The following is an 11746-nucleotide window of genomic DNA, read 5'->3' on the forward strand; positions in this document are numbered from 1 at the left end:
CGGCAGGGCCGCCGGTGCGTTCCGGGCCGGGCGCCGCCGGTCCCCGATCCGATCCGGAGACCCGCTGCGGCCCCGCGCCGGCCGGGACGCGTGCGGGGCGGGCCGCGCGGCGGCGGGGCCGGGAGCCGCGCACGGCCCAGCCGTTCCCCGGGGCGCCCCGATGGCCGATGCCCTCCGCCACCGCCCCGGCGCCTCGCCGGCGTCCTGCTCGTGCCGGTGCTGCCCTGACTGCCCGGTGCCTCCTTCGCCGAGCTGCTCGCGGGGACGGCGCGGCTGCCCCTCACTCCGGCCGGAACGGTGCTGCCGGTCCCCGGTGTCACCGCCGGTGCGGTTCTGATCGGCGCTGCCGGCGTACCGCGCGTGCCGCCGCGCGCGTCGCCGACCCCGGCGGCCGTGTTCCCGGCCTGCGCGGCCGCCCTGCTCGCCGCGATACGGCGATGAACAGGCCGCTCCTCGGCGCGAGGCCGGCCTTCTACGGCGGTCGATCGCTCCGGGCTTCTATCTCCCGGCCGGCGGCCTGCTCCTCAGCTGAATCCGGCTGCGGGGCGCGGGCGCCGTCCGCCCACCGCCCGCACCGCCGGTCACGGGGTCGGGGACAGCGGCATGCCGTACAGGCGCAGCCGGTACCGGAGGCTGCGGCCGGAGAAGACCAGGACGGGGTCGTCGGAGCCGTCGAGCGGCATGAGGCCGTCCGGTCCGGTGACCCCGAGCGCCCGCGCGCTCGCCCCGAGCAGCCGGGCCATGGCGCGGCCGTCGACGTCGGCGGCGTCGACGGCGCGGGTGTGGAAGGGGACCGGGTCCTCGGGGTCGTGCTCCAGCTCCGCGGGCTCCTCCGCCGCGCTGACCCACCCCAGGCCGCCCACCCCGGCGGCCTCCAGCTCGGCGCGCTCGGCCGCATAGGGGAAGATCGCCATCTCGAACCGGCGGCCCGCCATGATGCTGAACAGCATCGGGCTGTCCCGGGGCAGGCGGCCGTACATTCCGAGCTGGAAGTCGTGGCCGAGGGCCGGCGCCGCAGCCGCCACCGACTCCAGCAGCGCACCCGCGGAGCGCTCCCACTCGTCCCAGTCGGAGTCGGGGATGCGCCCGCCCGGCGTGTACTGGCCGATGTTCTCCTCCACGAGCGCGTCGCCGAGGAACCCCTCCGGCATCCCGTTCTCGGTCGCCCAGGTGAAGTGCCCCTCGGTCCAGTCGGTCTCGTGCAGGACGAGTTCCAGGCCGCCGCAGACGGGGCGCAGCGTCAGGCTGGACCCGGGCCGCCGCCAGCGCACGAAATAGGGGGCGTACTCGCCGGCGCAGCAGAGCGCGTCGGCCCAGTCGCTGCCGCCGCCGAACACCGACGGCGGCCGGTCCAGCGCCTCGGTGACCGTGCGCGCCGCAGCCGCGAAGCGGTCAGCGCCGTCGCCGCGGAACACCGCGACCGGGACGTGCAGCGAGAAGTAGCCGCCGCTCTTCTCCCCGCGGGGCACCCGCGACAGCGGCAGGAGCAGCGGGCTGCCCGCGGCCGGGGCCGGAACGGGGCCGGCCGCGGGCGCGGGCGCGCCGGTCTGCAGGGCCACGGCGCCGTCCTCGCCGTCCTCGCCCCACGTCCAGCCGAGCGCCCGCACCAGCGAGCGGAGCTCCTCCTCGCGCCATCGGCCCGTGTCGGCGGAGTCGAGCAGCCGCGCCAGCCGGCCGAGCTCGGGCGGGGTGAGGAAGGTGTCGGTCACTGCGGGAGCCTTTCCTGCGGTCGGTTGGGGCGCGCCCGCGAGGGCGGTGCGGCCCGGGGCGGGAGGGGGTCAGCCCGGACCGGGCCGGCCCGGCTGCCGGTCGGACGCGGCGAGGATGCGCTGCACGTGGGCGCGCCACGCCTGGGCGGTGGCGTGCTCGCCGAGCTGCTCTGCGGTGCGGACCAGCGCCTGCGCGGCGCCCGCGTGGTCCTGCCGGGCGGCCGCGTCGTAGTGGTTGATGGCCTCCTGCAGGCGGCCGTCCCCGGCCAGCAGCTCGGCCAGGGCGAACGCGGCATCCGGGTCGCCGGCCTGCGCGGCGATCCCGAACAGCTCGGCGGCCTCGGCGCGGTCCTGCCCGGCCAGCGCCTCGCGGCCGAGTCGCAGCGCTGCCCTCGCGTCGCCCTGCTCGGCGGCCTCGCGCAGCGCCCGGTGCTGCTCGCCGCGCCACCGGGCGAGCCGTCCGCGGTCGTCGACGGGCTCGGAGAGCATCCGGACCAGGGCGTCCACCGCTCCCTCGAAACCGCCCTCGGCCGCCTTCTCCATCCAGTCCAGCGCCGCGGCGCGGTCCCCGCCGGCCTGCAGCGCCCGCGCCAGGTTGACGGCGCCCGCGAGGCTGCCGCCGTTGGCCGCGCGCCGCACCCAGCGGTCGGACTCCTCCCGGTCACCGCGGGAATCCAGCGCCCGGGCGTACTCGTTCATCGCGTCGGCGTGGCCGCGGTGTGCGGCGCGGTCGAACCACTCGGTGCTCTCGTCCGTGCGCTGCTGCTCCGCCAGCATCTGGCCGAGCAGGAACATGGCGTGCGGACCGTCCTGCTCCGCGGCATCGCGCAGGCACTGCTCGGCCGCTGCAGCGCGGCCGTCCGCGGTGAGAACGGCGGCGAGGAGGCGCAGGCCGTTCTCCGAACCGGCCTCGGCTGCGGTGCGCGCCTCCTCTTCGGCCTCACCGGTGCGGCCGGCATCGCGGAGCACCTCGACGAGGTTGCAGCGGGCGCGGGTATCGCCCTTCGCCGCGGCGCTGCGGAACCACTCCTCGGCTTCGCCCGCGCGGCCGAGCCGGCGCAGCGCCTGCCCGACATTGCGCAGGGCCTCGTCGAAGCCGGCGCCGGCCGCGGCCCGGAAGGCGGCCTCGGCCTCCGCGGTCCGCCCGGCCTCGAAGTGCAGGACGCCGATCCGGTTGGCCGCCTCGCCGTCGCCCTCGTCGGCGAGGGGCTGCAGCGCAGCCGCGGCCTCTGCGGTGCGCCCCGCCCGGGCGAGAACGCCGGACAGGTTCCAGCGGACGCCGGGACCGCCGCCGGCCTCGACGGCGCGGCGGAACCACTCCTCGGCCTCGCCGGGGCGGCCCTGCTCCCGCAGCACCACGCCGATATTGCGCACGGCCTCGTCGGAGCCGGCCGCAGCTGCGGCGCGGAAGTCCGCCTCGGCCTCGGCGTAGCGCTGCTGCTCGAAGAGGTGGCACCCGATCGTGTTCGCGGCGTCCGCGTCGCCGGCGTCCGCCAGCGGGCGCAGCACGTCCACCGCCTCGTCCCGGCGCCCTTCCCGGCCGAGGAGGCGGGAGAGCAGGTGGCGCGCCTCGGTGTAGTCGTGGTCGTCGATGGCGCGGCGGTACCACGTTTCGGCTTCGCCGGGCTGGTCCAGCTTCTCGTGCGTCACCCCGAGGTTGTAGGCGCCGTCGACGGATCCGGCTTCGAACGCCGCGCGGAACCACGGGACGGCATCGGCCGGGGAGTCCCTGCGCATGTGGCACCGGCCGATCTCGGTGGTGGCCCACCGGTCTCCGTCCTCGGCGAGCGGCCGGAGCGCGGCGATGGCGTCGTCATGGCGCTCGCCGCTGATGAGGAGGTCGGCGAGGTTGCGGCGGGCATCGGCGCTGCCGTGCTCGTCGGCGGCGCGGCGGAAGCTCTCCTCGGCCTCGGCTGTCCGGTCCTGCTCCAGCAGGACCAGCCCGAGGTTGTAGGCGCCGTCGGCCGAACCGGCCTCCGCCGCTGCCCGGAACGCCTGCTCAGCCTCGCTGTCGCCCTTCTGGGCGCGGAGCCGGCAGCCGAGGCTGTTGAGGGCCCGCGCGTCGCCCGCGTCGGCGAGCGGTCGGAGGACGGCGATGGCGTCGTCATAGCGGCCGCTGGCCGCATAGATCCCGTCGAGCGCGTGCCGCGCGTCGGCATAGTCGTGCTCGCGGACGGCGCGGCGGAAGCTCTCCTCGGCCTCGGCGGCCCGGTCCTGGCCCTTCAGGGCGAGCCCGAGATTGTAGGCGCCGTGTACGGATCCGCGCTCCTCAGCGGAGCGGAACCACGACTCCGCCTCGGCATAGTCCTTCCGGCGCAGGTGGTGGCGCCCGATCTCGTTGGTGCCGTAGGCACTGCCCGCATCGGCGAGGGGACGGTAGGCCGCGATCGCCTCGTCGGCGCGGCCGGCTTCGGTGAGCAGGTCGCCGAGGTCGCTGCGGGCCTCGTCGCTGCCGTGCTCCTCGGCCGCGCGGCGGAACCACTCCTCCGCCTCGCCGGGGCGGTCCTGCTCCCGCAGCGCCAGCCCGACGTTGCGCACGGCGTAGTCGGCCCCGGCGTCGACCGCCGCGCGAAACCACTCCTCGGCCTCGTCGAAGCGGCCCTGGGCGAACCGGCAGCGGCCGACCCCGTTGGCCGCGTCCGTGTCGCCGCCGTCGGCGAGCCCCTGCCACAGGGCGGCCGCCTCGTCGAACTGCCCGAGTTCGAACAGCGTCGCGGCCAGGCGGTTGGCGGCGCCGTCGACCCCGCGGTCGTGCGCCAGCCGCAGCGGCTCCTCCGATTCGGTGAACCGCTGCTGCCGGCGCAGCAGCTTTCCCAGCCGCAGCGCGGCCTCGGCGTGCCCGGTCCGGAACGCCCGGTGCAGGACGTCCTCGGCCTCGGTGGTGCGCTCCTGGTAGACGTAGAGCCGCCCCAGCGCGGCGAGGGCGCTGGGCGTGCCGGCGCGCACGAGCGGGTCGAGCAGCTCCTCGCTGGCCTGGTCGAACTCCTTGTACTCCACGAGCACATCGGCGAGTTCCGCGGCATCGCTGCTACTGAGCTCGCCGCGGCGGCGCCCGGCGGGGAAGGCCGCGGTGGCGGCGCGCAGCGCCTGCTTCGCCTCGGTGTGCCACTTGCCCTTCAGGAAGAGCGCGGCCAGCCGGGTGAGCGCCCGCACGTCGCCGCTCTCGGCCAGTGCGGGCAGCAGGCCCGCAGCCCGGGGGAACCAGCCCAGTTCGCTGAGTGCCGCCGCCTCGCCGGCTGCCGCCGACTGCAGCCGGAGGCCGCCGTCCACCCGCGCCTTCCGGTACAGCTCCGCGGCCTCGGCGTAGCGCTTGGCGTGCAGGCGGCGGGAGGCGAGGTCGGCGGTGGGGCGCGGGTCGGTGCGCACGTCGACAGCGGCGAAGCAGAGGTCGGCGTCCTCGTGCAGCGGCGACCCCCGCAGGGAGCGGCCCAGGCCGTAGAGGGCCGCCGGGTCGCCGGCCCGGGCGGCCTCCTCGAAGAGGGCGCCGGCGGTGGCGATGTCGCCGCTGGGCGAGGACTGGACGCGATACCCCTCCTGGGTAAGGCAGAGCAGCTGCCATGCTGCCGCGACCGGAGACGACGGGGGGAGCTCGGCCGCGGGAGCGCCGCCGGCGCCGCCTTCTCCGGCGGCCGGGGGAGCGGCGAGCCACGCGGGCAGCGCTGCGGCCTCGCGCGGGTACATCTCGCGCTCCTGCCGCAGGGTCTGCTCGCGCTTCAGCACCCGGATCGCGGGTTCGCCGTCGTAGTCGTAGGAGACCGTGAACGCCCGGTCGGCGCCGATGCGCAGCGCCAGCGTGAACCAGGTTCCGGCGCCCTCCCGGTACATCCCCTTGCGCAGCTGCGCCACCAGCCGGTACAGCGCCGGCGGGGTGCCCGGGCGGCGGGTGGCGCGGGTGCAGTCCAGCTCGATGGCGTACTCGCTCTGCGTGGCGAGGGAGGCCACCCGCATGCGGAGCTCGCTCCACTCCTCCTCCCGGTGCGCGGTCTCGGCGTCGGCCATGTCGGCCAGGGCCGCGCAGACCGACTGCAGGAGCTCGTGCTGCTCAAGCGGGGTCAGGGACTCAGTTGGCACGGGGGCGCTCCGGGCGGGGGTCGGGGGCTGGGCAGCCCTGGCAGTGCGGGGTTCCGCACTCGATGACGGTTGGGGCGCCCGTTCGGTTCCGTGGCGCCTTCACGTTCTCGCTACGCCCGGATCGGGGAGAATTCCGGGCGACGGTGCCGCACCACCGCGCGGGCCGGCCGTGCAGACGAGGAGACCGACGACGTGTTCCAGCCCGACATGAAGCGCATCCGCCTCGCAGTCCCCGACCAGCCGGAGTTCGCCCCCATCCGCGACCTCGACGGAACCCTCACCGAGGTCGCCGACCCCAAGGACGGCTACCGCTACAAGCGGGGCGACGCCACCTACGAGTTCTCCGCCTCCGGCCACCGCGCCGACACCGACGGCACCCCCGTCGAAGTCTTCACCGCAACCGGAGTGAAGTAGGGCCCGCCCGCCGGGCCGCGCCGCCGAGCCACGGCGCGGCCCGCCGCTCTGCTGCGGCTTTACCAGTTGCCGCTCAGGCGCTCCAGCCTTCTGGCGACGGATTCCAGGTGCTCCGCCAGCGACGGCAGATCGCTCAATATCACGGCGGCGCCGTACAGCCTCCCCACGACATCTTCGTCGAGCCGTCCCCGCAATTCTCGGCTGGCGAGGTAGAGGGTTTCGACGGACTCGGGATTGAGAATTGTGGATCTCCGGAGAGTTTCGAGTTCCTCCATCATCTCGCGGAGTTGCCCTGCTGCTTCGAGATCCACGGATTCCAGCTTGTCGATGGCGCCCTCGACCTTTTTGGTCTGCTGTTCTAGGGCAGTGGCGATGAGTTCTTGGAGACGGTCTTCTGTGATATTTCTTAGCCCCGAGAGAGCGGACTGCCCATCGGCCTCTCTCGTTGATTTCCACTGGTAGAGAGTTTCTGGAGGGAACTTTTCTGGTGCCCGTTTGTCGACCACATTGTGGTGTGCGTGGCACAGGAGGATTAGGTTTCCGAACGAGTTCCTTGCTTCATCGCTCATGCCCTCGCGATAGCGAGGTCCTCCTCGTTCAAGTGCGTGGATATGGGCCACTTGAAGGTTGCTCTCCGGGTTTCCTTCCACGAATCGAATGACCGGTTCCCCGCAGTCTGGCCAATAGCAGGATCCTCGGCTCAAGGATGTGAGGGCGGCCCTAGTTCCTGTCGTGTAGTTGCGCTTATCGGCCAATTCTGACCTCCTCGGTCACTTCAGGATTCTCCTTGGCCGGCTGAAGGGAAGGGAGGGCGTGGCCGCATCGGGCCGCCCGCCCTCGGTTCGGTGTGCAGTGCGGACGACCTCCGTCCTGTGTGCGTGGTGCCTTTGCGCCTTCGGTCTTCAGGGGGGCGCCACTGGACAGACATACCCCCCAAGGGTATAAAGGGAGATGCCCCCGGGGGGTATGTCGGCTCCGGGGTGCGGCGGGCCGGTGGGCGCGTCGCGGACGCTGTCGTCGAACCAGGCTCGGAGAATGCCGCTATGAACGCACACGCCGGACCGCACAGCCATGAAGGCCACCAGGAGCCGGCTGGCAGTGCCGAGCACGCCGGACACGGGGGAGGACACTCGGGCCACGGCGGGCACGGGGACCACGTGGGGCAGTTCCGCCGGCTGTTCTGGGTGATGCTGGTGCTGGCGGTGCCCGTGGTGCTGCTGTCGGACATGTTCGCGATGATCGTCGGCTACCGGCTCCCGGACCTCCCCGGAATCGGCTGGGTGTCCCCGGTACTGGGCACCGTGATGTACGTGTGGGGCGGGTGGCCGTTCCTCACCGGCGCGGTCAGCGAGGTCCGGTCCCGCAGGCCGGGCATGATGCTGCTCATCGGGCTCGCCATCACCGTCGCGTTCTTCGCGTCGTGGGGCGCCGCGCTCGGCCTCCTCGACCACCAGCTCGACTTCTGGTGGGAGCTCGCGCTCCTGATCGTCATCATGCTGCTGGGCCACTGGATCGAGATGCGCTCGCTGGCCCAGACGACCTCGGCGCTCGACTCCCTGGCCGCGCTGCTGCCCGACACGGCCGAGCGGATCGAGGACGGCGCAGTCACCGCCGTCGCGCCGGCCGACCTGCGGGTCGGCGACACCGTCCTGGTGCGCCCCGGCGGCAGCGTCCCCGCCGACGGCCAGGTGACCGACGGGCACGCGGCGATGGACGAGTCCATGGTGACCGGCGAGTCCCGCCCCGTCGGCCGCGGCGTCGGCGACCGGGTCACCGCCGGCACCGTCGCCACCGACTCCGGCCTGCGCGTCGAGGTCACCGCCACCGGCGACGACACCGCGCTGGCCGGTATCCAGCGGCTCGTCACCGACGCCCAGAACTCCACCTCGCGCGCCCAGCGCATCGCCGACACCGCCGCCGCCTGGCTGTTCTGGTTCGCACTCGGCGCGGCGGTCGTGACCGCGCTCGCCTGGACGCTGCTGGGCCTGCCCGACGACGCTGTGGTCCGCGCGATCACCGTCCTCGTCATCGCCTGCCCGCACGCCCTCGGCCTCGCCATCCCGCTGGTGGTCTCCATCGCCACCGAGCGCGCGGCCCGCGGCGGTGTTCTAGTGAAGGACCGGCTCGCCCTGGAGAGCATGCGCACGGTCGACACCGTCCTGTTCGACAAGACCGGCACCCTGACCCGCGGCGAGCCCGCCGTCACCGGCGTGGAGCCCGCCGCAGGCTACGACGCCGGCACCGTGCTGCGGCTCGCGGCGGCCGCCGAAGCCGGCAGTGAGCACCCGCTCGCGGCGGCCGTCGTGGCCGCGGCCCGCGAGCGCGGCCTGGACATCCCGGAGGCGGCCGACTTCCGCTCGGCGCCCGCGGTCGGCGTGTCCGCGACCGTGGAGGGGCGCGCGGTGCGCGTCGGCGGTCCGCGGATGCTGGCCGAGGCCGGCGCGGAGTCCGGCGAGGCGGGCGCGGCGGAGGAGTGGCGCTTGGAGGGCGCTATCGTCCTGCACGTGCTGGTGGACGGCGCCGTCGCGGGCGGGCTCAAGCTGGCCGACGCGGTGCGTCCGGAGTCGCGCCGCGCGGTCGAGGCGCTGAACCGGCTCGGCGTGCAGACCGTCATGATCACCGGCGACGCCGAAGCGGTGGCCCGCTCGGTCGCGCGCGAGACCGGCATCGACCGCTACTTCGCGGGCGTGCGGCCGGAGGACAAGGCGGCGACAGTGCGCGAGGTCCAGGGCGAAGGGCGCCGCGTCGCGATGGTCGGGGACGGCGTGAACGACGCCCCGGCCCTGGCCCAGGCCGACGTCGGCATCGCGATCGGCGCCGGCACCGACGTCGCCATCGCCTCCGCCGGCGTGATCCTGGCCAGCGACGACCCGCGGTCGGTGCTCTCGGTGATCGCGCTGTCCCGCGCGGCCTACCGCAAGATGAAGCAGAACCTGTGGTGGGCCGCGGGCTACAACCTGGTCTCCGTGCCGCTGGCCGCCGGCGTGCTCGCCCCGGTCGGGTTCGTGCTGCCGATGTCGGTCGGCGCCGTACTGATGTCGCTCTCCACGGTGATCGTCGCGCTCAACGCCCAGCTCCTGCGCCGCCTCGACCTGCGGCCGGAGCGCAGCGCCGACGACGTCCTGGAGCACTGATCCGGAGCGCAGCGCCCGCGCCGTCCGGGGCGCGGCTCGGGCGCTGCGGGCCGGGGGCGGGGATCCCTTGACCGGAGTGCGGCGGCGCATCATGCTCGGTTGCCGACCGCGCGAGACGGAGGACTATGGACACCCGAACCGCGATCACGGTGGAGGACGCGCGCCGCGTGCTGGCGGCGCAGCCGTTCAGCTCCCTGGTCGGCGCCGAACTGGAGGAGTTCGGCGGCGGCCGGGCCACCCTGGTCATCGACGTCCGCGACGCGCTGCGCCAGCAGCACGGATTCCTGCACGGCGGCGTGCTCGCGTATGCGGCCGACAACGCGATCACCTTCGCCGCGGGCACCGTCCTCGGCCCCGAGCTGCTGACCCTCGGCATGGCCATCGACTACCTCCGGCCCGTCCGCGGCGGCCGGCTGTACGCGCGGGCCTCCGTCGCCGGGTCGGGCCGCAGCCGCGCGACCTGCCGCTGCGACCTGCTCGTCCTCGACGGCGCGGAACCGCAGCTGTGCGCCGTCGCCCAGGGCACCGCCGTCGTCCCCACTGCCGGTGCTCCGCAGCGCGCCGGTACCGGGGACTGAGGCCCGCCCGCCGGGGCCGCGCCGGCCCCGGCAGACGCCGGCGGCCGGGCCCGTCCGGGCCCGGCCGCGCAGCTCGGCCGCCGCTGTGCGGACCGGGCGGGCAGAGCGGCATCACACGTGCACGAGCGGCGTGTCCACCAGGTGCTCGGCGACGAACCACGTCTGCAGCTCGTTGGTGCGGATCACTTCGGAGACCAGCACGTCGTTGGTGCCGTCGTCGCCCATCTCCTGGGTGCGCGCCGCGGCGTCATGCGCCTCGGTCAGGATGATCTCGTGCGCCTCCAGCAGGCGGGAGAGCATCGCCGGGACCTCCTCGGCGCCGTTCGGCGGCCGAGGCACGTTGGTGAGCTCCGCGACGTGCCGCGGATCGCCGACCGCGATGCCGCCGAGGGACTGCACCCGCTCGGCCATCGTGTCGATCAGCGCGAGCTGCTCGTCGTTGTGCTTGTCCATCAGCAAGTGGAGCTGGTAGAAGGTCGGCCCGCGCATGTTCCAGTGGCACTTCTTGTACAGGCTCTGCATGATGCGGGTGTCGGCGAGGACCTGGTTCAGCCGCTCGCAGGAGTACATCCGCGCGTCGTAGGACAGCGCCACCGGGAACTGCCGGACCGTGCCGAACTCCTGGACCTCCACACCCTCCTGGTGCAGCCAGGGCTGGCTGCTCCGGGGCTTGGGCGTCTGCTTCTGCGTGGTGGCCACGTTGGCTCCCCTTCTCTGCCGAGCAGGAACACGTTCGATCAGCCAGTCTTCGCCACCGCGCGTAATCAGCCCTCCAACTGGCGCTCATGGACCGGCAAGACTTCGCCCACCGCCCCGGAGCACCCGCACATCGGGGTCCGGACGAGGAGCGTCAGCGAGGCGCGCCCGCCTCGACCAGCCGCCAGCGCACGCTGTCCAGCATCGGGCCGACTGTGTCAGCCTCGGCCAGCAGCGTGTCGGCGGCGGTAGCTCCCAGGTCGGCCCGCAGCGCGTCGGCATGCTCGCGGAACGCCGCATACAGCCGCCGCCACCCGTCGGACAGGCCGGGCAGCTCCACCCCCGGCCCGGGATGCAGCCCGGCCGCGCGCAGCAGGCCGGTCCAGGGACAGGCGCCCTCGGCCGGCGCCGCGGCAGTGAAAGCCAGCCGGCCGCCGGGGCGCAGCAGCCGGGCGGCCTCGGCGGCCGCCGCCTCGGGGTCCGGCGCCAGCGGAAGGGCGTCCAGGGAGACGGCGGCGTCGGCGCACGCGCCGGGCAGGCCGGTGTCCTCCAGCGTGCCGACGCGCAGGTCGACCCGGTCGGCCGGCAGCCGCGCGCCGGACCGGCTGCGCGCGGTCTCCACCGCGACGGCCGAGAAGTCGACGCCGATCAGGCGGGTGGCGGTGGCGCGGGCGAGCCACATGCCTGGGCCGCAGAGGGCGTGTGGGGTGGGTGGCGTTCGTCGCGAGCGGTGTCCTGGTGCACCCGTCGCAAGGCCGACGAAGGAGTCAGGGCGGGTTTTTTCCCTGTCGATTGAGGAGAACGCCGCGAGGGGCGTGCCAGGGCGCCGCGCAGCAGGGCAGTTGCCCACCACACACGCCCTAGCCCGCACCCCATGTCGACGAGCACACCGCCGTGCGGCGGCCGGAGCGAGGCCGCCGCGGCGCCGAGCACCGGCCAGGTGCAGGCGCTGAACGGGGCGGCTTCGCGCGGATAGCCCGCACCCCGCGGCTCGGCCCAGATGCCCGCCAGGAGTGCGCTGTCGGCCTGCGCGCGGAACCGGGCGTCGAACGCTCCGGGGGCCGGCACGGCCGGATCCGCGGCACAGCACCAATCGGCCCGGGGGAGACGGCTGCCACCTCAAGGGTGCGCCGCAGCCGGACGC

General features: G+C 74.6%; 8 protein-coding genes. 3 read left to right on the top strand and 5 right to left on the bottom strand.

What is annotated here, in order from left to right; genetic code table 11:
* Nucleotides 1-581: 581 nt before the first annotated feature.
* Both ACYVGT_RS18865 and ACYVGT_RS18870 read right to left on the bottom strand, forming a co-directional pair.
* Nucleotides 582-1709 (bottom strand): hypothetical protein, encoded by a 1128-nt coding sequence (locus ACYVGT_RS18865; protein ID WP_460860170.1) that lies wholly within the window; start codon nucleotides 1707-1709, stop codon nucleotides 582-584.
* Between the two features lie 69 nt (nucleotides 1710-1778).
* Nucleotides 1779-5780, bottom strand: a complete 4002-nt coding sequence (locus ACYVGT_RS18870; protein ID WP_460860173.1) for a tetratricopeptide repeat protein — start codon at nucleotides 5778-5780, stop codon at nucleotides 1779-1781.
* Between the two features lie 192 nt (nucleotides 5781-5972).
* Here ACYVGT_RS18870 and ACYVGT_RS18875 point away from each other — a divergent pair, with 192 nt between their 5' ends.
* Entirely contained in the window at nucleotides 5973-6194 is a 222-nt protein-coding gene (locus tag ACYVGT_RS18875; protein WP_460860175.1) for a hypothetical protein, read from the top strand.
* Between the two features lie 59 nt (nucleotides 6195-6253).
* Here the strand turns inward: ACYVGT_RS18875 and ACYVGT_RS18880 are convergent, their stop codons facing one another.
* Entirely contained in the window at nucleotides 6254-6763 is a 510-nt protein-coding gene (locus ACYVGT_RS18880) for a hypothetical protein (protein WP_460860177.1), read from the bottom strand.
* A 474-nt stretch (nucleotides 6764-7237) separates the two neighbouring features.
* Here ACYVGT_RS18880 and ACYVGT_RS18885 point away from each other — a divergent pair, with 474 nt between their 5' ends.
* Both ACYVGT_RS18885 and ACYVGT_RS18890 read left to right on the top strand, forming a co-directional pair.
* On the top strand, nucleotides 7238-9328 hold the full coding sequence (locus ACYVGT_RS18885; protein WP_460860178.1) for a heavy metal translocating P-type ATPase: 2091 nt from the start codon (nucleotides 7238-7240) through the stop codon (nucleotides 9326-9328).
* Nucleotides 9329-9453: 125 nt separating this feature from the next.
* Nucleotides 9454-9906 (top strand): PaaI family thioesterase, encoded by a 453-nt coding sequence (locus ACYVGT_RS18890; RefSeq protein ID WP_460860180.1) that lies wholly within the window; start codon nucleotides 9454-9456, stop codon nucleotides 9904-9906.
* A 111-nt stretch (nucleotides 9907-10017) separates the two neighbouring features.
* On the opposite strand, the gene ACYVGT_RS18895 is transcribed toward ACYVGT_RS18890, so the two are convergent.
* Both ACYVGT_RS18895 and ACYVGT_RS18900 read right to left on the bottom strand, forming a co-directional pair.
* Entirely contained in the window at nucleotides 10018-10605 is a 588-nt protein-coding gene (locus ACYVGT_RS18895; RefSeq protein ID WP_460860182.1) for a Dps family protein, read from the bottom strand.
* Between the two features lie 151 nt (nucleotides 10606-10756).
* Complete coding sequence (locus tag ACYVGT_RS18900; protein ID WP_460860185.1) at nucleotides 10757-11284, bottom strand: class I SAM-dependent methyltransferase; 528 nt, start codon at nucleotides 11282-11284, stop codon at nucleotides 10757-10759.
* Nucleotides 11285-11746: the final 462 nt, after the last annotated feature.

It is taken from the genome of Nocardiopsis coralliicola (genome assembly GCF_054779695.1).

Bases quoted from the DNA above. Each gene is read 5' to 3' on its own strand.
- ACYVGT_RS18880 (WP_460860177.1), bottom strand. From the start codon at position 6,763: ATGAGCGATGAAGCAAGGAACTCGTTCGGAAACCTAATCCTCCTGTGC.
- ACYVGT_RS18885 (WP_460860178.1), top strand. From the start codon at position 7,238: ATGAACGCACACGCCGGACCGCACAGCCATGAAGGCCACCAGGAGCCG.
- ACYVGT_RS18890 (WP_460860180.1), top strand. From the start codon at position 9,454: ATGGACACCCGAACCGCGATCACGGTGGAGGACGCGCGCCGCGTGCTG.
- ACYVGT_RS18900 (WP_460860185.1), bottom strand. From the start codon at position 11,284: ATGTGGCTCGCCCGCGCCACCGCCACCCGCCTGATCGGCGTCGACTTC.